General features: G+C 58.4%; 14 protein-coding genes. 6 read left to right on the top strand and 8 right to left on the bottom strand.

Translation table 11 applies throughout. The annotated features are described in order from the left end of the window. Positions 1 to 259: 259 nt before the first annotated feature. The 8 genes from DWZ22_RS00435 to DWZ22_RS00470 form a co-directional block, all read right to left on the bottom strand. Positions 260 to 1,702: a glycoside hydrolase family 32 protein gene (locus DWZ22_RS00435; RefSeq protein ID WP_158573273.1), complete on the bottom strand. Its 1,443-nt coding sequence runs from the start codon at positions 1,700 to 1,702 to the stop codon at positions 260 to 262. A gap of 101 nt (positions 1,703 to 1,803) precedes the next feature. Then, on the bottom strand, positions 1,804 to 3,255 hold the full coding sequence (locus tag DWZ22_RS00440; protein ID WP_040358954.1) for a PTS transporter subunit EIIC: 1,452 nt from the start codon (positions 3,253 to 3,255) through the stop codon (positions 1,804 to 1,806). Between the two features lie 45 nt (positions 3,256 to 3,300). Continuing rightward, positions 3,301 to 4,683 carry a family 43 glycosylhydrolase gene (locus DWZ22_RS00445; protein WP_117743236.1) on the bottom strand — a complete coding sequence of 461 codons (1,383 nt, stop codon included), beginning with the start codon at positions 4,681 to 4,683 and terminating at the stop codon, positions 3,301 to 3,303. A 184-nt stretch (positions 4,684 to 4,867) separates the two neighbouring features. Then, positions 4,868 to 5,878: a LacI family DNA-binding transcriptional regulator gene (locus DWZ22_RS00450; protein ID WP_233546412.1), complete on the bottom strand. Its 1,011-nt coding sequence runs from the start codon at positions 5,876 to 5,878 to the stop codon at positions 4,868 to 4,870. A gap of 411 nt (positions 5,879 to 6,289) precedes the next feature. Beyond that, entirely contained in the window at positions 6,290 to 6,541 is a 252-nt protein-coding gene (gene grcA3 / locus DWZ22_RS00455) for an autonomous glycyl radical cofactor GrcA3 (RefSeq protein ID WP_055252439.1), read from the bottom strand. Positions 6,542 to 6,626: 85 nt separating this feature from the next. Further along, entirely contained in the window at positions 6,627 to 8,678 is a 2,052-nt protein-coding gene (gene pflB, locus DWZ22_RS00460; protein ID WP_118206619.1) for a formate C-acetyltransferase, read from the bottom strand. A gap of 470 nt (positions 8,679 to 9,148) precedes the next feature. Then, positions 9,149 to 10,162 carry a 2-keto-3-deoxygluconate permease gene (locus DWZ22_RS00465; RefSeq protein WP_118206620.1) on the bottom strand — a complete coding sequence of 338 codons (1,014 nt, stop codon included), beginning with the start codon at positions 10,160 to 10,162 and terminating at the stop codon, positions 9,149 to 9,151. A gap of 108 nt (positions 10,163 to 10,270) precedes the next feature. Next, on the bottom strand, positions 10,271 to 11,020 hold the full coding sequence (locus DWZ22_RS00470; protein ID WP_006234857.1) for an SDR family NAD(P)-dependent oxidoreductase: 750 nt from the start codon (positions 11,018 to 11,020) through the stop codon (positions 10,271 to 10,273). A 290-nt stretch (positions 11,021 to 11,310) separates the two neighbouring features. On the opposite strand from DWZ22_RS00470, the gene DWZ22_RS00475 reads away from it, so the two are divergent. The 6 genes from DWZ22_RS00475 (at position 11,311) to DWZ22_RS00500 (ending at position 19,665) form a co-directional block, all read left to right on the top strand. Continuing rightward, a complete protein-coding gene (locus DWZ22_RS00475; protein WP_118405168.1) occupies positions 11,311 to 11,760 on the top strand; it encodes a MarR family winged helix-turn-helix transcriptional regulator in 450 nt (149 codons plus the stop codon). After that, entirely contained in the window at positions 11,757 to 14,123 is a 2,367-nt protein-coding gene (locus tag DWZ22_RS00480; protein WP_118405169.1) for an ABC transporter ATP-binding protein, read from the top strand. The genes DWZ22_RS00475 and DWZ22_RS00480 overlap by 4 nt, the downstream gene beginning before the upstream one ends. Further along, positions 14,123 to 15,979: an ABC transporter ATP-binding protein gene (locus tag DWZ22_RS00485; RefSeq protein WP_118405170.1), complete on the top strand. Its 1,857-nt coding sequence runs from the start codon at positions 14,123 to 14,125 to the stop codon at positions 15,977 to 15,979. Before DWZ22_RS00480 ends, DWZ22_RS00485 begins: the two co-directional genes overlap by 1 nt. Before the next feature lie 568 nt (positions 15,980 to 16,547). Continuing rightward, on the top strand, positions 16,548 to 17,579 hold the full coding sequence (locus DWZ22_RS00490; RefSeq protein ID WP_117763448.1) for a 3-deoxy-7-phosphoheptulonate synthase: 1,032 nt from the start codon (positions 16,548 to 16,550) through the stop codon (positions 17,577 to 17,579). Positions 17,580 to 18,063: 484 nt separating this feature from the next. Then, positions 18,064 to 18,714: a GNAT family N-acetyltransferase gene (locus DWZ22_RS00495; RefSeq protein ID WP_117735732.1), complete on the top strand. Its 651-nt coding sequence runs from the start codon at positions 18,064 to 18,066 to the stop codon at positions 18,712 to 18,714. A gap of 759 nt (positions 18,715 to 19,473) precedes the next feature. Beyond that, entirely contained in the window at positions 19,474 to 19,665 is a 192-nt protein-coding gene (locus tag DWZ22_RS00500) for a hypothetical protein (RefSeq protein ID WP_055252464.1), read from the top strand. The last annotated feature ends 2 nt before the right edge of the window (positions 19,666 to 19,667 follow it).

Consider the following 19,667-nt stretch of genomic DNA (forward strand, 5'->3'; position numbering starts at 1 on the left):
CGACGTTGGTTTTTTAATATATGACGCACGTCCACCGTCCTGCTGTAGAACGGCCTCCAAGCGCCAAAGAGACGCCGTCCCTTGCACACAACAAAGGACAGCGTCTCCCTGGAAAACTCCGTGCTTATCTGAGATTCTACACGGTTTATTAAGGAGTGTTACTTATTCCGCAAACGGTCGCTATACGCGATAAGCGGTAGCTGGCCGCGGCAACTGCGACACATTCCGCCCAACAAGTCCAATCGTGCTCCATGCACGGTTAATGAGCGAGGCGGTAGAAATCCATCGACGCCGCACCCTCGGCGTTCAGCGCCATCGCCGGAACCGCCGGCGAATAGGTACGGCTCGTAAGTGCCGCCTCGCCACCGTTGGCAAAAATCTCGACCATCGTAGTGTCCGAAAGCACGCGCAGGTCGCGAAGTTCGCCGAGCTCGATCGACCTCTGGTCGCGTCCATAGCCTTCGTCGCCCATATCGAGGGTAAGCATCCCGTCCGTATAACGCACAAAGACACCCTTGCGGATTTCGAGCTCGATCATCTTGGCTCCCTCGCAGGAAACCACGACATCAAACAGGCGTCCCGGCTCCTCAACGGTCTCACCGCCTACAGCACGAACGCAATCGCCGCGCATCCTCTCAATCTCGTGCGCCGGCCACTGGCAGAGCTTGCCGCCGCGCATGCTCAGCTCTCTCGGCATCGTCAGCGCGCACTGCCACCCGCGCGCCGCCGTCGGGCTTTCTGTCGTCGCATCGGGGCAACCCGACCATCCGATCATCAAACGCCGACCCGCAGCGTCCTCAAAGGACTGCGGGGCATAGAAATCAAAACCGGCATCGACCATCGGGGGCATGCCCTTCCCGACGATTTTAAAGCTCGGCGCCTCCCAATCGGCCTCGACGGGGAACCACACGCACTGATGCGGATTGCGGTAACGCCAACCATCGGCAGGCACACCCTGCGGACAGCAAACGAGAATAAGCTCGCCATCGAGCTCAAACAGATCGGGGCACTCCCACATAAAGCCAAACTTCTCGCCCAACTCAATGCGCGTCGCATAGCTCCAGTCCTCAAGATTGCGCGAGGTATAGACAAGTACGCAGCCACGGTCGTCTTTCGTACGAGCGCCCAGAACCATGTAGTAGATACCGTCGTGTTCAAGGATCTTGGGGTCGCGCACGTGCGTACCGATATCGTCGGGGTAATCGACCGGCCCAACAGCTATGCGCTTCTCGCCCAATTCGTCGGGATTCTCGGCAACCATATGAATCTGGTTTTGCTCACGGCCCGTCAACACGTAGTCGTAATCATCACGGTCAAAATGCTTAACGTTGCCGGTATAGAAGTAGTGAATCTTGCCATCACGTACAAAGGCAGAACCAGAATACGCTCCACTCGAATCCAAATCGGAATCGGGGAACAGCACGGGACCGTGATTCTCGTACGTCACAAAATCCTTTGTCGCCAGATGGTTCCAAAGCACTGGACCGCCATGCGCAGCATCGAACGGATCGTATTGATGATAGATGTGATACGTATCACCAATCTGAACCAAACCATTGGGGTCGTTGAGCCAGCCAAGCTCAGGCTCCACATGGAACAAAAGCCTATCGGGGTCGGACGCGATGCGAGCCGCCGTCTCATCCTGTCCGGCACGCCACTGCTCATAGTCCGCACGCATCACCTTGTTTTTTTGATTAAACATCGCCATTGACCTTCTCGTCTATAGGAAAGGACGCTCGACTCACACGAGCCGAACGCCCTTCCCCAAATGGACTTATCCGCACATTACGCTGAACGGCTCAACTAGAAGCTAACGTCGAAGCCAGCGCCAGCGCCCTCTTCATCGGTGGTCGGCACGCCCTTTGCCTTGTTGTAGGCAAAGATCAAGACGATCGGCACGATGAAGGCGATGAGATTGCCAGCCACATACCACACGAGCGTCTCGGGCGTAACGATGAGCAGGCCAAGCACGCCGGTCAGACCCTGACCGATGGCGCGCACCTCAAAGAGCTTCACGAAGGCACCGCCGCAGCCTGCACCGATGCAAGCGCAGATGAACGGGATGATCGAGTAGCGCATGTTTGCAGCAAAGATTGCGGGCTCGGAGATACCGACCAGCGTCGGGATAAAGGACGACATGCAGATGTTGCGCTCTTTGGAATGCTTCTTGTGAATGAGGTACATGCCGATGGCGCCGCCGCCTTGGGCGATGATGGAAACCGACCAGATTGCCTGGATGTAGTTGAAGCCAGTCGTGGCAACGAGGTTTGCCTCGATACCCTGGATGAACTGATGCGTACCGGTAACGACGAGCGGCTGCAGGAATGCGGCAAAGACAAAGGCACCGAAGACGCCCATCCTGTTGTACAGGATATCGATTACGCCGGCGAGGACGTCGCCGATCAGGTTGCCGAGCGGGCCGAACACGGTGAACAGGGCGACGTTAGCAAGAATCAGGGTAACGGTCGGGACAAAGACGAACGAAACGACCTCGGGGATGTACTTCTGGGCAATCTTCTCGACCTTGGCCATAAACCAGGCAGTCAGGATTGCAGGGAACACGCCGCCCTGGAAAGCAACCATGGGAATGGAGAGCGGACCGAAGTTCCAGTACTCAGCACCCGTCGGGTCCATAACGAACGTGTTACGGTTCATAAGGCTCGGGTGAACCATGACGATACCGACGAGGATGCCCAGGATCGGGTTACCGCCAAAACGCTTGACCGCGCTGTACATAACCAGGACAGGTAGGTAGTCGAAGGTGGTGGCGATAATGGCAAAGAAGCTTGCGAGGTTCTTGAGGAACTCGCTGTGATCGGCGAGGCTGCCCTCCATGCCAAAGAGGCCGTTGGCAACGATCAGCGACTTAAGGCCGATGATGATAGCAGCGCCGACGAAAGCGGGAATGATGGGGATAAAGATGTCCGAGAATACCTTGAGGACCGAGAAGAACTTGCCCTTCTTGTCCGCCTCGGCGCCCTTGACCTCGGAAGCGCTGATCTCCTTAACGCCCGTCAGAGCCATAAACTCATCGTAAACCTTGTTGACGGTACCGGTACCGAAGATGATCATGAGCTGGCCGCTGTTGTACAGCACGCCCTTGACGCCATCGATGTTCTCGAGCTCGGCCTTGTTGTACTTGCTCGTATCCTTGAGCACCAGACGCAGACGCGTAACGCAATGCGTGGCGCCCTCGATGTTCTCCAGACCGCCGACGTTATCGACGACTTGCTGAGACACTACTTTGTAGTCCATGTTCCTCTCCATTCCTTTACGAAATCATAAGACGTTTTGATGCCATTACAGAGACGCGATCGTTGCATTTGCGCACTTAAGCGTACCGTCGGTGACCGTCAGCGCCACACCCTGGCCCTGCTTATTGCAGAATCGAGCGTTAAGCGCAACATCATCGACAAAGATGGTCGCGATATCGTCGTCAACGACCAGGCGCACATGATGAGTGCCCTCGCCCTTAAAGAACAACGGACGCTCGAGGCCCATGTTGTTGACCTGGAACCACGGATACTGGGGGGCCGCCGTAAACTCGAGCTTGCCCTCACGCAGGTTGGCGCGGAACTCATAGGCAAGACCGGACTCGGCGTCCTCGGCAAGCTTCACCGAGAAGCCGGCAGCGTCACCGGCGAGCTCGATGTCGGCATCGAGCATATAGGTGGAACCGGCATCCGCGGCGAGCACCTGCTCGACCTTGCCCGACTCGCAGGAGAGCTCAAAGGCCTCGACTGCCTTAGCCTCGCCAAAGGCGCCAAGCATGCTGTCAGGAAGCTTGGTGCCGAGCGTTCCGTCGGCACGCTGAACGATCTCGAGGGGCATAAAGGTGCCACCCCACAGGTAAGAGCTGGGGTCGCCGCCCTCGTCACGCGTAGGAACCCAACCAAAGAGAACGCGGCGCTCGCCGTCAAATGCGGTACGCGCGGCATAGTACGCGCGGCCATCGAAGGAATCGTCCGCAGGAGTGATCCAAGGACCGTTGATAGAGCGAGACATGCGGTAACGGGTCTTGTTGCCATCACTGTACTCGGAGAACACCAGATACCACCAGTCGCCCATCTTAAAGAGATCAGGCATCTCGAACATGGTGTACAGGCCCGGATTCCACCAGTCGCCCTGGAACTCCCAGGTATCCAGGTCCTTGGAGGTGAACTTGACCAGACGACCGGTCATCAGACGCTTGTCCTCGCCCACACGCGTGCCGAGGATGAGCATGTACTCTTCGTTCTCCTCATCCCAAAGCACAAAGGGATCGCGCCAGTTGCGGTCATCGTAACCCTCCTGGGGCGGAAGCAGCGTCTCGGCGATGTTCTTCTCCCACTTGACGGCGTCGTCACTCGTTGCGTGAAGAAGAACCTGCTTCATCAAGCGTGCCTTGACCTTATCGCGATTGCAACCAGTGTAGAGCGCATGGTACTTGTCGCCCACCTTAAACACCGTGCCGGCATAAACATACTGGTCGACTTCCTCGTCGCCGCCACGCTCAAGGCTCTCGCCAAAGTCTTTGTAATTGACGAAGTCCTTGGTTGTCGCGAGTGCCCAGCCAAACGGCTCTCCGAAAGGTCCGGGGTTTCGCGTGTCACGCTGATGATAGAGATAGAACGTGCCGTCCTCGCCGTACGGCATGATGTCGCCTACCCAAATTCCCTCAGGCTGGTAATACACCTTGTGCATCCGAGACTTCCTTTCTCACGAGATACTAACTCGGTACAACTGCAAGATATGTCAATCGTTTTCATATGTCAAACGTTTTCACACCAATACGTCTTTTCGCAGTTCCAGTCGTCGGCAAACGGTTGACATATGCCGGCGAACGGTCATCAGAGGTGTTTGAGGAATTCTTTTGGCACGGGATGAACTACGCGGTTTTACCCTCAATGAGTTCAACGGGGAGCTTGATATTCGATTCGGGCTTTTCGCCGTTAATAAGAGCAATGATGGATTGCGCCGCGAGCTCTCCGATGCGATCGATATCTTGGCGAACGGTTGTTAAGTCAGGCATAAACGTCATAGTGCGGCGGGCACCATCCGCGCCCACGACCTTAATATCGCCCGGAGCGCTCAAGCCGCGCTGCTTCATCACGTTAAGACAGATAGCCGCCATCGTGTCGTCTCCCGCAAAGATGCCGTCAATATCGGGGTTCTCATCGAGGATCTTCGCAACGACCGCGCTCTTTTCGTCGTCGGGCTTAACGAACTCGACCTCACGGACAAGCGCGGGCAAACCGGCCTGCTCAACAACATCGAGGTAGGCATCGGTACGCTTATTGGCAGGCATGCGCATGCGGCTATTGCTGCGCAGGCACAGGATGCGCGAACACCCGTCATCGATCAGGCGACGCGTGGCAAGTTCGCCGATACTATAGCTGTCGCTCGCAATCTGAACAGAGGCCTCGCCAAGGTCGCAGTCGATACCAACCAGACTCAAACCCATCTCGGCATACGCCTCGGCACCGATATTAAGCGAGTTGACAATGACGCCATCAACCATATTGCGCCGAAGCATATCGATATAAGAGCGCTCAAGCTCGGGTCGATTGGCACTATTGCACAGCAGCATCTTAAAACCGTTTTCGGCCAGGGTACGCTCAACGGCTTGAACCGCTTGTGCATGAAACGGGCTGCTGACATAGGGGACGATCATACCGATAAGATTCAGGCGACCGTTGAGCATGGCACGAGCGATATCGTTGGGCGTATAGTTGATGCGCTTCATCGCGGCATGGACCTTATCGCGGGTCTCTTGGCTAATATAGCCACGATTATTAAGCACACGAGATACCGTAGTAGGCGAAACCCCCGCCACCGCCGCAACTTCCTTGATGCCAGGCTTAGCCGTATCCTTAGAACGAGCACTCTCGCGAGCCATAGCACCCTCCCCCATCAACATGTCATACGTTTACATACGAACAAAGCATACCCCAACAAGAGCGGGAAGACGGTAACAGTACAAGTAAGTAAACGACTCATCCAAATAATTAGGAGAGTTCCGCCTAAAGGGTGACTACACAGGACCCAGCCAAGGCTGTTTGGGCTACCTCCCAAAATATTCCGCAGGACGCAAAGAGGCTCGCCGCACGAAGTGCGCAGCGAGCCTCTTTGCATGTCCGAGGACACCAATTTTGATTTAGCGTGGTTCCCTAAAGGGCGACAACGCAGGAGACCCGGCAAGGCCGGGAGCACTTTGTCTCGCAAACATTCCGCAGCCGCGAAGCGGCGAGGACGTTTGAGAGGCAAAGTGCGTAGGCCTTGCCGGGTCTCCGGTGGGAGTTGAGTCCCTTTAGAACTTGTTGTGGAAGGTACGCGAAATGACTTCGTCCTGCTGCTCCTTGGTGAGCGTGTGGAAGTTCACGGCATAGCCGGAAACGCGGATGGTCAGCTGCGGGTACTTCTCGGGGTGAGCCTGAGCGTCGAGCAGCGTCTCACGGTTGAAGACGTTGATGTTCAGGTGGTGGCCACCCTTCTCGGCGTAAGCGTCGAGCATGTGGACCAGGTTATCGGCCTGAGTCTCGGAAACTTCAGAAACCTTCATAATGTGTCTCCTTCGATTGATAGGCGCCGGCCGAAACCGGCGCACTAATCAGTAATCGTTATTGTTAGTATAGCACTAACAATAGTTACTCGCCCAGCTGATCAAGGTCGATATCGCCAAAGAACACCTGGTCCTCCTTGCCGAGCGCACTCGGGATGATGGAGAAGGTGTTAGAGATGCCGTCCTGAGCATCGCGGAACGGGAGCTTGGAAACCGAAGACAGCGAAGCGATGGCGCCGTGGCTATCGCGCTTGTGCATGGGGTTAGCACCCGGGGCGAACGGCTGGCCAGCCTTGCGGCCGTCGGGCGTGGAGCCGGTCTTCTTGCCGTACACGACGTTGGAGGTGATGGTCAGAACCGAGGTCGTGGGCACGGAGTTGCGGTAGGTGTCGTTCATGCGGATGTACTCCATGAACTGGTGCACAACGTCGTGAGCGATCTGGTCGACGCGGTCGTCATCGTTACCGTACTTGGGGAACTCGCCCTCGGTCTCGAAGTCGACGATGATGCCGTTCTCGTCACGGACGGGGTGGACCTTGGCGTACTTGATGGCGGACAGGGAGTCGGCCACGACGGAAAGGCCAGCGATGCCCGTAGCGAACCAGCGATGCACGTGCTTGTCGTGCAGAGCCATCTGGATGCGCTCGTAGCAATACTTGTCGTGCATGTAGTGAATGATGTTCAGCGAGTTGACGTACACGCCAGCGAGCCACTTCATCATGTCGTTGTACTTGGCCACAACGTCGTCGTAATCGAGCGTGTCGCCCTCGACGGCGCGGTACTTGGGGCCGACCTGCTTCTTGGAGACCTCGTCAACACCGCCGTTGAGTGCATACAGCAGGCACTTGGCCAGGTTGGCACGGGCGCCGAAGAACTGCATCTCCTTGCCGATGCGCATGGAGGACACGCAGCAGGCGATGCCGTAGTCGTCGCCGTGGTAAACGCGCATGAGGTCGTCGTTCTCGTACTGGATCGAGGAGCTGGCGACAGAAGTCTTGGCGCAGAACTTCTTGAAGTTCTCGGGCAGACGGGTCGACCACAGAACGGTCATGTTGGGCTCGGGGCTGGTGCCCATGTTCTCAAGCGTGTGCAGGTAGCGGTAGCTCATCTTGGTAACGAGCGTACGGCCGTCGACGCCCATGCCGCCGATGGACTCGGTGACCCACTGCGGATCGCCGGTGAACAGGGCCTGGTACTCGGGGGTACGGGCAAACTTGACCATGCGGAGCTTCATGATGAAGTGATCCACGAACTCCTGGATTTGCTCCTCGGTGAAGGTGCCGTTGGCAAGGTCGCGCTCAGCGTAGATGTCGATGAACGTAGAGGTACGGCCGATGGACATAGCGGCGCCGTTCTGCTCCTTGACGGCAGCGAGGTAGGCGAAGTACATCCACTGGATGGCCTCCTGCGTGTTGGTAGCAGGGTTGGAAATATCGAAACCATAGGTCTCGGCCATCATCTTGAGCTCGCCGAGGGCGCGGATCTGCTCCTGCAGCTCCTCGCGATCGCGGATGTTGTCGGCGGTCATGACCGTCGGGGTGGAAGCCTTCTGGGCCTCCTTGTCCTTGATCAGGTAGTCGACACCGTACAGGGCGACACGACGGTAGTCGCCGATGATGCGGCCGCGGCCATAGCCATCGGGCAGACCAGTGATGATGTGGGCCGAACGGCAGGCGCGCATCTCGGGGGTGTAGACATCGAAGACGCCGGCGTTGTGGGTCTTGCGCTCGAAGGTGTAGCGCTCGACAACGTTCTCGTCGATCTTGTAGCCGTGCTGGCTGGCAGCCTGGCAGGCGATGCGGATACCACCGTTGACGTGCAGCGCGCGCTTGAGCGGCTTGTCGGTCTGGAGGCCGACGATGGTCTCCTTGTCGCGATGGGCGTTATCGATGTAGCCAGCGGGGTGGCTCACGATACCCGTGACGGTCTTGGTGTCCATATCGAGGACGCCGCCCTGCTCGCGCTCCTTGAGCAGCAGGTCGAGAACCTCGCCCCACAGCTCCTTGGTACGCTCGGTCGGGCCGGCGAGGAACGACTCGTCGCCCTCGTAGGGGGTGTAGTTCTTCTGGATGAAGTCTCGGACGTCAACCTCTCCCGTCCAGATGCCTTCCTTGAAGCCTTCCCATGCCTCCTGCATTGTGTAACCACGCTCCTAGTTACGTGTAATGCGGCGCTCTCTCACACCGCTGCTTATTGAATTCTTGAATTATCGGCTTGCACTACCGGCTTCTTCCGTTCTTCACCACACGTTGGTATAGGGAAAAACGTTTGTCCACCTTGGAACTGCAACCCAAAACCCAAGATTTCACCCGTTTGAGAAGGATAACATAGCCACCCCCTTCATCAGGGCTGTTATATGTTTCTTTTTTTATACCATTAGTGCGTTTTTAACAAATCCGCAGGAAATGCGAGCGCGAACAACTACCGTTCACCGATTTGTTTGGTATTTTTCCTTGCCTTTGTACGACGTTCACTCTAGCTGTTATGCCAGTTTTAGCAGGGTAAAGTGCCCCAGAGACCCCGCAGAAACTGCAGGGCGGCCACGGGATTTCCCCCGGGACCGCCCTGTGGCATGGTTAGTTATTTAGCTTTGATTGCCGCTTGGCATTAGGCGGCTGCGGCGGCCTTGTCGGTCGTTGCCTTGCTGTGGCCCTGACCCTCAAAATGCTTGTAGCACCAGCTGGTGACCAGCGGGGTCAAAATGGCCGTCACGATAGCACATGCTGCGACCTGCGCCGTAGCCGTCGCGAGCACCGCGCCGCCGTACATGGCCTCGTTGACGCTTGCCATGGCAGCAGGCGTGGCCACATTGGCTCCGGCGCAGCTCGAAATGGCCGCACCTGCGACACCCGTACCGCCCGTGAGCTTATCGACCGCGATGACGGGAATTGCAAAGACCACCGAGCAGATCACGCCGAGCAGGATGCCGGGAAGACCACCGTTGATAAGCTGGCCAAAGGTCATGGTCGAGCCCATGGCAAAGAAGACGAGCACGATGATGGCGGAAAGTGCCGGTGCCATCATCTTCTTAAAGCTCGGGAAGAGGTTACCCAGAATAATGCCGACGACGATCGGCAGGATGGCGCCCACGAGCGACCAGCCGATCGGAGCCTGACCGGCAGCGCCGAGCACGATCATCGTGACCGGAGGGCCGACAACCAGCGTGGTGATGGCGACGGCGCCACGCTCGGCCTCGTTGCCCATGGTGCCCATCAGTCCAGCGTACATAGCGTTGTTGGCACCCGTGCAAGCGGCCAGCATCACCATGGCAGAGATGCCAAACAGGTTGTCGTTGAACACATAAAGGATGAGCAGCGACACGGCAACGACCACGATCTGCTTGACGGCGATGATGATGGCGCCGCGGGCAGCGGCGGCAGGAGCGCTCTTAAACGAAATCGTCGTACCGACGATGAGCAAAAAAGCGCCAACAAGCGGGCCTGCGCCCTGCTGGGTCATGCCGAGCGTAAAGCTGCCGAGCGTTTTGAACAGGTCGGGGAACAGCGTGTTGAGCAGGCAGCCCAACAGAAGCGGCACCAAGATATTGGCGCCCGGGATGGTGGACATCTTAAAGAACGGCTCTTTTGTTGCCGGCGCCTCCACCGCAGTCGATTCACTCATTTATATCTCCTTTTGATGCGTGCGACACGCGGTCACACGCTCCTGTGCCAGAAAGAAGGCGACGGTCCCGAGTCGCAGGAGCCGTCGCCGAATTAACGTCGCGGGGTATTACCCGTCCAGAACGATGCCACCGTCGCAGTCACCAATCTCGCCGTTCACGAAGCTGGCGAGGTCGGAAGCGAAGAAGAGCACCATCTGCGCAGGCTCGCTGGCCTGGGCGGCGCGGCCCAGAGGAATACCGTTGATGATGCGCTGAGAGTTCTCGTCAGAGAGAATCGAGGTCATATCGGTAAGGGTGAGCGACGGGCACACGGCGTTGCAGCGGACGCCAAACTTGCCGCCTTCCTTGGCGACTGCCTTGGTTAGACCGTTAACACCGGCCTTGGAGCTCGCGTAAGCCGCGGTGCCGAGCAGGCCACCACCGATCTTGCCAGCAACAGAGCTCACGTTGACGATAGTGCCGGCATGGGCCGCCTTAAAGTGCGGGTACACGGCGTTCATCATAGTGAAGGTACCGTTGAGGTTGATGTCGATGGTACGACGCCACTCGGTGTCATCGATCTCGTCGAACTTCTTGGTGCTGATGACGCCAGCGCAGTTGATCAGGATGTTGGTTTGCGGCAGGTCCGTAAAAATCTGCTCGACGGTCTCACGCGCCTTGGGCGCATCGGCAACATCGAGCTGATAGAACTTGTTGCCCTCGCCAAGCTCGGCCACAGCGGCCTCGCCCTTAGCAGCGTTCCTTGCGATGAGCGCGACGTGTCCGCCGCCCGCGACGATGCCCTTGGCGATCTCGAGGCCAATGCCCTGAGTGCCGCCCGTGACAATCGCGGTCTTGCCCGTGAAGTCAAATGCCATGACTCCATCCCCCTTTATATAAGGTGTCTCCTTGCGGGAAGTTGGAGCATCGCACGTGGCGATTATATGAGTCCCAGTCGTCATGGTGGTGACAACCCCTCGCCTAACCGCGTGCATGATAATTCTTTGAAACGCTACAATTATTGAATGATTTTAAGTCTTTATACGCTCTTTATATTGACTGGCAGCCACGTAGATTTTTGGGACATGCCTCAAAATCTGCCGGTTAGGGTGCGCGTACATGGGTATCATCTTTCACTGAAAATAGTTTCTAGTGTTAGGGGTTTTCGGTGGAAGATACCGATTTCTATGAGCTTGGGCGTCAGCTCTTAACTGAGTTTGGCAGCATGCATCAGCGCATTTCGCGCTTTGCGGACAAAGCTCTCGGCGGCGAGATGGCTGTCATGCGCGCCCTCATACTCGCTGGTGGTTCGCTCACGCCGAGCGAACTCGCTGATCGCGCTTGGGTCTCGAGCGCCCGCATCGCCAACATCCTGCGCGCCCTAGAGGCCAAGGGCTGGGTCGAGCGCGAACACTCAAAGACCGACCGTCGTCGCGTACACGTCACGGTGACCGACAAGGGATTCCATGATCTCGAAATCAAGCGTCGGGAATTCGAGGACCGCACCGCGGCCTTCCTCGAGCAGCTCGGCGAAACAGATACCCAAGAGATGGTGCGCCTTCTAAGGCGTTTCAACGAAATTATCGACCGCAATCAAGAAAGGAGAGATGCCGAGTGAGGATTCTCAAGCTCTTTAAAAAGCATGTCCCAGCACTGTTCGCAGCTATCGTACTTATCGTAATCAGCTGTAACGCCGATCTGGCACTGCCTACCTATATGAGCGACATCGTCGACGTGGGCGTGCAGCAAGGCGGCATCGCCTCGCCCGTGCCCGACACCATTCGTGCCGAATCGCTCGACGACCTCGAACTCTTTATGAGCGCCAAGGACGCCAAAGCTGTGGAGGCCGTGTTTAGCAAGGCGGACAATAACGGCATTCGAGCGTACAAGGGCACCGAGGAGGAGCGCGCCGACGGCGGCAAGATTGCCGATATCATGAGCCTGCCCGAGACCGTCGTCCTTTCGCTCAACCAAGGCATCGACGCCAGCTCCATGGGCGACATGATGGGCGCGTCCAGCGAGAAAGACAACAGCGGCGCCCAAGCCATGCCCACGCCCGAGCAAATGGCAGCGATGACGCCCGAGCAGCTCGCCGAGATGCAGCAGAAGGCCGCAGCGGCGCAGAATATGCAAAAGCAGATTGATGCCGACGGCGGTAAGATCACCATGAAGAGCCTGCGCCTGGGTGTCGAGGGCGGTCTGGTAGACCAAAGCAAGCTCGTCGAGGGCGCCAACCAAATGGCGGACAAAATGGGCTCCATGTCGGGCTCCATCGTCACTCAGCGCGCCGTGAGCTATGTACAGGACGAGTACAAGGCGCAGGGCATCGACCCCGCTGACGTGCAGAACGCCTACCTGAGCCGCATGGCGACCACGATGTTTGGTCTGTGCCTCGTGTCGCTCGTCGCCACAATCCTGACCGGTGCCGTGGCCTCGCGCACCGCCTGTTCCATCGCCCGCGACCTGCGCCGCGAGACCTTCAACAAGGTTATGCACTTCTCGCCGGCCGAGGTGGGCAAGTTTAGCCAGGCCTCGCTCATCACCCGCTGCACCAACGACATTCAGCAGATCCAGATGGCCGCAACCCTGTTCATCCGCATGTGCCTGATGGCCCCCGTCATGGGCATCGTCGCTGTCATGCGCGTCCTGGCCAACCACACCGGCCTGGAGTGGACCATCGCCGTGGCCATCATCGCGGTCTCGGCCGTCGTCGGCGTGCTTATGGGCCTCACCATGCCCAAGTTCAAAAAGATGCAGAGCTTTGTGGACCGTGTGAACCTTACCGCCCGCGAGCTGCTCGACGGCCTTATGCCTATCCGTTCGTTCAACCGCGAGGAGCATGAGCTCGAGCGTTTTGACAAGGCGTCGCTCGACCTGATGACCACGCAGCTCTACACCAACCGCGCCATGAGCTTTATGATGCCGCTCATGATGCTCGTCATGAACTGCATCACCGTGCTTATCGTCTGGTTTGGCGCGCAGGGCGTGTCCGACGGCGTGATGCAGGTCGGCAACATGATGGCGTTTATCTCCTATACCATGCAGATCGTCATGGCGTTTATGATCCTCACCATGGTGTCGGTCATCCTACCCCGTGCCGAGGTCGCAGCCGAGCGCGTGGAAGAGGTCATCACTTGCCCCACGAGCATCAACGACCCCGTCTCGCCTAAACTGCCCGCGGCCAGCGCTCCGCGCGGTGAGCTCACCTTCCGCGACGTGAGCTTCCAGTATCCCGATGCCCGCGCCGATGTCATCAGCGGCGTGAACTTCACCACGCATGCCGGTCAGATGCTCGGCATCATTGGCTCCACAGGCTCGGGCAAGTCCACGCTTGTGCAGCTGATTCCGCGCCTGTACGACGTCACGGGCGGCAGCATTTCGCTCGACGGCATCGACGTGCGCGACATGACCCTTTCCGAGCTTCGCCGCCGCATTGGTTATATTCCGCAGCAGGGTCGTCTGTTCTCGGGTACCGTCGAGAGCAACCTCAAGTTTGCCGGCGACATGGTGAGCGATGACGACATGCGCCAGGCGGCACACATCGCCCAGGCCGAGGACTTTATCGCCGAGCGCGAGGGCGGCTACGACTCCCCCATCAGCCAGGGCGGCTCCAATGTCTCGGGCGGTCAGCGCCAGCGTCTGGCCATCGCACGCGCGTTGGCCAAAAAGCCCGAGGTCGTGGTGTTCGACGATTCGTTTAGCGCGCTCGACTACAAGACCGACGCGCGCCTGCGCGAGGAGCTCGCCAAAAACGTCACCGACGCCGCACTCGTGGTCGTGGCCCAGCGCATCGCGACCATCATGCACGCCGACCAGATCATCGTGCTCGACGACGGCCACGTGGTGGGCACCGGCGCGCACGAGGAGCTGCTACGCAGCTGCCCGGCGTACTTGGAGATCGCACAGTCGCAGCTTTCCGCCGAGGAGTTGGGGCTTACCCAAGAAGAAATTGCAGCCGTCATGGAAGGAGGCGAGCGCTAATGGCAGACGAGACCAAGACTCAGATTCCCAAGCCCACCCGCCAGCGTGGTCCCATGGGCCGCATGGGTGGCATGCGCCGTGGCGAAAAGGCCAAGGACTTTAAGGGCACCATGAGGCAGCTGCTCGGCTATATCGGCCAGCACAAGATTGCCGTGTTTGCCGCCGTCGCCTTTGCCGTGTGCTCGGTCATCTTTAACATTGTGGGGCCCAAGGTGCTCGGCCAGGTTACGACTAAGCTGTTCGAGGGCTTGGTTGCCAAGGTCAACGGCACCGGCGATGTCGACTTTGCCTGGATCGCCAAGACGCTCGGCTTTTTGCTCTGTCTGTATCTGGCGAGCTCTGCCTGCAGCTTGATCCAAGGCTGGCTCATGACCGGCGTCACGCAAAAGATTTGTTATCGCATGCGCAAGGAGATCGCCGCCAAGATCGCCGTCGTTCCGATGAGTTACTTCAACGGCCACAGCAAGGGCGACGTACTCAGTCGCATCACCAACGACGTCGATACGCTCGGCCAGTCGCTCAACCAGAGCGTGACGCAGCTCATCACGTCTGTCACGCAGATTATCGGCGTGCTCGTCATGATGCTGTCGATCAGTCTGCCGCTCACCGGCGTCACCGTGCTCACGCTGCCGGCTGCCGCGATTATCCTTGCCGTGATGATTCACTTCTCGCAGCCGTACTTCCGAGAGCAGCAGCAGGTTCTGGGCACCGTCAACGGCATTATCGAGGAGGACTTTGCCGGCCAGAACGTCATTCAGGTGTTCGACCGCGCCGAGGCCTCGATCGAGGAGTTCGACCGTCAAAACGACCGTCTCTTTATTAGTGGCTGGCGCTCGCAGTTCCTATCGGGCCTGATGATGCCGCTTATGAGCTTGGTGGGCAACATGGGCTACGTGGGCGTCGTCGTGGTGGGTGCGCAGCTCGCGCTGACCGGCAACGCCACGCCCGGCGACATCCAGAGCTTTATCCAGTACGTGCGCAACTTTACGCAGCCGGTGCAGCAGCTGGGCAACGTGAGCAACACGATGCAGTCGATGGCCGCCGCCACCGAGCGCGTCTTTGAGTTCCTCGCCGCGCCCGAGGAGGAGCAGAAGGCCGACGCCCAGATTCCCGAGAAGCGCCCCGGCCACGTTGAGTTCGACCACGTCAAGTTTGGCTACACGCCCGACAAGACCATCATCCACGACTTTAGCTGCGAGGCACAGCCCGGTCAGACCATCGCCATCGTCGGCCCCACCGGCGCCGGCAAGACCACGCTCATTAAGCTGCTGCAGCGTTTCTACGACGTGGACGGCGGTTCGCTGCGCGTCGAGGGCGTCGACGTGCGCGACTGGGACCGCGCGGCACTGCGCGGCGAGTTTGCCATGGTGCTGCAGGATACCTGGCTGTTTAACGGCACCATCCGCGAGAACATCCGCTACGGACGTCCCGATGCGACTGACGCCGAGGTCGAGGCCGCCGCGCGCGCCGCACGCTGCGACCACTTTATCCATACGCTCGCCGGCGGCTACGACTTTATGATCAATGAGGAAGGCACGAACCTGTCGCAGGGCCAGCGCCAGCTCGTGACCATCGCTCGCGCCATTTTGGCCGACCGCCCGGCGCTGATTCTGGACGAGGCGACCTCCAACGTGGATACCCGCACCGAGGAGCTCATTCAGCGCGCCATGGATGCGCTGATGCAGGGCCGCACCAGCTTTGTCATCGCGCACCGCCTGTCCACGATCCGCAACGCCGACGTGATCTTGGTAATTCGCGACGGCGACATCGTCGAGAAGGGCACGCACGATGAGCTGCTCGCCCAAGGCGGCTTCTACGCCGACCTGTACAACTCGCAGTTCGACGAAGCGGCGTAAATTCTGCCGCAGGGAACGAATAACGCCCGAGAACGGGGGCGCAGGACAACCTGCGCCCCCGTTTTGTGTCCTTTGGGCCTCGAAACGCCTCCCCTGGAACCTGATTGACGCTCTCCCTCAAGACCCCGTGGGCAAAAAATGGCAAATATGAGTACTGTCACCTTTTTAGTAACAGCCAAAACTGCCCCAAACGACGTCTTTGCGGCCTAGATATGCCTTCAAATTGATCAAAACGCCCGGTAGCATGCTTCTGCGTGCCAACGTTAATGAACATATCTACTGTTGTGTCTAATATCTTATAAGGTCGATATGATACTAAGCTAGCAACAGTACTCATATTTGCCATTTTTTGTCCACGGGGTATGCCACAGAAGATCCAACTTGCTCCAGCATGTCGTACGCCGGCCCCCCTTCCGGCGAGTGCCGACATTTCCCCAGATAAAACCGACCGAAATAAACCTGTCCCTTTTCGGTAGGTTTCGCTTGCACTTTAGCGTGCGACAGCGGATAATGCCGAGCATTCGAGAATTCGCCAATTGTTGCCGTTAATTGATAAAGGAGGCCCCGTATGGCCATGGAATTCAAACGCAGGCTGCCGATCCCCATGGAGATCCGCGAGGAAATGCCGCTTTCCGCCGAGCTTACTGCCAAGAAGCAGGCATTCGATGCCGAGGTCGCCAAGGTCTTTACCGGCGAGGACGCACGCAAGGTGCTCATCATTGGCCCGTGCTCTGCCGATCGCGAGGACTCGGTGCTCGAGTACATGAACCGCCTGGCCAAAACCGCCGAGGAGGTCAAGGACAAGCTCATCATCATCCCGCGTGTTTACACCAACAAGCCGCGCACCAAGGGCACCGGCTACAAGGGCCTGCTGCACAACCCCGACCCCGAGGCGCCCGATGACCTGCTCGAAGGCGTTAAGGCCATCCGCCACATGCACCTGCGTGTCATCGAGGAGACCGGCTTCTTTACCGCCGATGAGATGCTCTACCCGTCGAACTACCAGTACCTCATCGACCTGCTGAGCTATGTCGCCGTGGGTGCGCGCTCGGTTGAGAACCAGGAGCATCGCCTGGTATCGAGCGGCATTTCGGTGCCTGTGGGCATGAAGAACCCCACCGCCGGCTCTACCACCGTAATGCTCAACTCCATTTACGCCGCGCAGGCGCACCAGAGCTTCATCTTCCGTAACTGGGAAGTCGAGTGCGATGGCAACCCGCTCGCACACGCCGTCATGCGTGGCTACATCGGTCTCGACGGTCGCACCTACCCCAACTACCACTACGAGCACCTCGAGCGCCTGGCTGAGCGCTACACCGAGCATGCCGGTTACGCCAACCCGGCGGCGGTCATCGACTGCAACCACGACAACTCAGGTAAGCGCCCGCTGGAGCAGTACCGCATCTGCAAGGAGGTGCTCGACAGCTGCCGCCGCAACGAGTCCATCTCCAAGCTGGTCAAGGGCTTTATGATCGAGTCCTACCTTGAGGACGGCAACCAGCCGGTTGACGGCGGCGTCTTTGGCAAGTCGATTACCGACCCGTGCCTGGGCTGGGAAAAGACCGACTACCTCATCCACGAGATCGCGGAGCGTGTTTAGTTACGCGGGCCGCATTTGAGACAATCTGACGTTCAACTTCAAGGGCGCGACCAGAAGGTCAGCGCCCTTTCGTTTCACGTCACCTTGTCTCAAATGCGACCCGCTCGCTCATATGACCCAATCCACTGTCAAGGGCCACAATGGCCCCGCCGACCGCTTGCAATCGGTCGGCGGGGCCTGCCGTTAAACCCGTCCCGGTCCGCCCCCGGCATGTCATCGACGCCTTCGGCTCAGTCTCATATCCGCGGAGATGCGGCAGTTGGGGACGTTCCTTTCCTGCCGGCAGTCTGGGACATTCCTTGGGGTAGTCGTTGGGGACGTTCTTGTTTGACTAGTCGTTTAAGAACGTCCCCAATGACTATCCTCGTGATCCCTTTTCCTCCGCCCCCGAAGGATCGGGGCTCGTCTGCCGAATGGTTGCTGCAGCGGCGGTGCGCCCATGTCACACTCAGAGGTGGCCTGACCCTACCTGGAAGGAGCCTCCGTGAGCCTTGACAACGTAACCCTGCGCGCCGCCACGCTTGATGACCTGACCGGCATCGCCGCCATCTACAACCAGCTGTGGTGCAACACGCTACGCAACCGCGGCGACGTCGAAGCTGCCGATTTCTGCGCGCGCTTCAACATCGCTATGCAGCTGCAGCGCTCCCCTATCGCACTCGTCGCCGAGGCCGAGGGCCGCATTATCGCCGCCTGCTGCATCGGCATCTTCGAGAACGGCAAGCCGCGTACCAACCCCACGTGGGTACCCTGCTACGACGAGATGTTCGCCCAGGCAACCGAGATGGCAAAGACTGCCGACGCCAAGCTCGAGGGCTCGCTCTTTGGCGACAGCCGTGAGAAGGCAACGGCCGACCGCTTTGCCGCCACGGGCAATGAGTATGCCCAGGGCCAGCTCAACCTGATCATCATTGTGCCCGAGTGGCAGGGCAAGGGACTCGGCCGTGCGCTCATCGACCTTGCGCGCGCCGAGCTCGGCAAGACAGGCTGCACCAAATTCTTCCTGATGAGCGACTGCAACTCTGACTGGCAGTTCTACGAGCACCTCAACATGAAGCGCATCCTGGAGGATCACAGCCAAGACACCGGCGACGGCTTTATCGTCTACATGTACGGAGGCGACACGCAGGATTAGCCTGAGTGCCGCCTCATGGCTTTCTCCAAAACAGCCCAAACCAATCAGCCACGCCAAAAGGGACATGCCAAAAAGGGACAGGTTTATTTTGGCAGGTTTTATCTGGGCAAACGCCAACCGCCGCGAGGAAGTTGCCTTCCCTCGCGGCGGTCTTCTAGCAGCCAAAACCAAGTGAGTAGACTTTTTGCAGGAGGCCGAGCACACCCCAAATCGCCACAGCGCTGACCTGCGGTTTTATTGAGCACTTGTCGTGATGTGCTCGGCAGATCCAAAAAAGCCTACTCACTTGGTTTTGAGGCGCTCCAGATAGGCAAAAAAAACGCCGCGAAAGGGGTCCGATCCTCTTCGCGGCGGTTGTTCGCGCTGGTTTTGAGGCGGTTTTGCCCGCTTGCTACTCGCTGTAGCGGGCAGCGATGGCAGTTCGCACCATGCCGGCGCTCATAAGGCAGGCCCCCGACGACTACAGCAGCACACGCCATAATCTGACAGTATCATTTGCCATAATCTTGCAGTAGTGTTTTCCATAATCTAATAGTAGCCCAGTTCAGAGGCGTTATTGGATAGTAACCTATAACCGTTTTAGAACGTCCCCGACGACTGCCTGGGAGCGATAACAGGTATTATCTGGTCAAACCCTAAATCCACCACAAAGGTGCCTGTCCCCTTTGTGGTGGTTTGGAGCTCTCCGCGGCGGGATGTTAGACTTGCGGCGTACACATTCGCGCTAAAACACGGGTCGCATGCAGGAAAGGAGATGCCATGGCGCCTATCGCACTGCTCAAAATACTCGTTGCCCCTGCCGCTAAGGCCATCGTCCACCTGAGCGACTCACTTACCTACAATGACGTCCCCTGTGTCGTCGAGGAGCGTTCGGACAGCTGCCCCTACCTGGGCCACGTCCCCTACTTTGCGCCTAAGCTCGTTTCCGATCCCGAGCACCGCGAACAGTAATC

Origin of the sequence: Collinsella sp. AF31-11 (genome assembly GCF_003475605.1) — a bacterium.
Taxonomy (GTDB): domain Bacteria; phylum Actinomycetota; class Coriobacteriia; order Coriobacteriales; family Coriobacteriaceae; genus Collinsella.

Excerpts from the sequence above, each read along its gene's own strand:
- DWZ22_RS00435 (WP_158573273.1), bottom strand. The coding sequence starts at position 1,702 with ATGTTTAATCAAAAAAACAAGGTGATGCGTGCGGACTATGAGCAGTGG.
- DWZ22_RS00440 (WP_040358954.1), bottom strand. The coding sequence starts at position 3,255 with ATGGACTACAAAGTAGTGTCTCAGCAAGTCGTCGATAACGTCGGCGGT.
- DWZ22_RS00445 (WP_117743236.1), bottom strand. The coding sequence starts at position 4,683 with ATGCACAAGGTGTATTACCAGCCTGAGGGAATTTGGGTAGGCGACATC.
- DWZ22_RS00450 (WP_233546412.1), bottom strand. The coding sequence starts at position 5,878 with ATGGCTCGCGAGAGTGCTCGTTCTAAGGATACGGCTAAGCCTGGCATC.
- grcA3 (WP_055252439.1), bottom strand. The coding sequence starts at position 6,541 with ATGAAGGTTTCTGAAGTTTCCGAGACTCAGGCCGATAACCTGGTCCAC.
- pflB (WP_118206619.1), bottom strand. The coding sequence starts at position 8,678 with ATGCAGGAGGCATGGGAAGGCTTCAAGGAAGGCATCTGGACGGGAGAG.
- DWZ22_RS00465 (WP_118206620.1), bottom strand. The coding sequence starts at position 10,162 with ATGAGTGAATCGACTGCGGTGGAGGCGCCGGCAACAAAAGAGCCGTTC.
- DWZ22_RS00470 (WP_006234857.1), bottom strand. The coding sequence starts at position 11,020 with ATGGCATTTGACTTCACGGGCAAGACCGCGATTGTCACGGGCGGCACT.
- DWZ22_RS00485 (WP_118405170.1), top strand. The coding sequence starts at position 14,123 with ATGGCAGACGAGACCAAGACTCAGATTCCCAAGCCCACCCGCCAGCGT.
- DWZ22_RS00490 (WP_117763448.1), top strand. The coding sequence starts at position 16,548 with ATGGCCATGGAATTCAAACGCAGGCTGCCGATCCCCATGGAGATCCGC.
- DWZ22_RS00500 (WP_055252464.1), top strand. The coding sequence starts at position 19,474 with ATGGCGCCTATCGCACTGCTCAAAATACTCGTTGCCCCTGCCGCTAAG.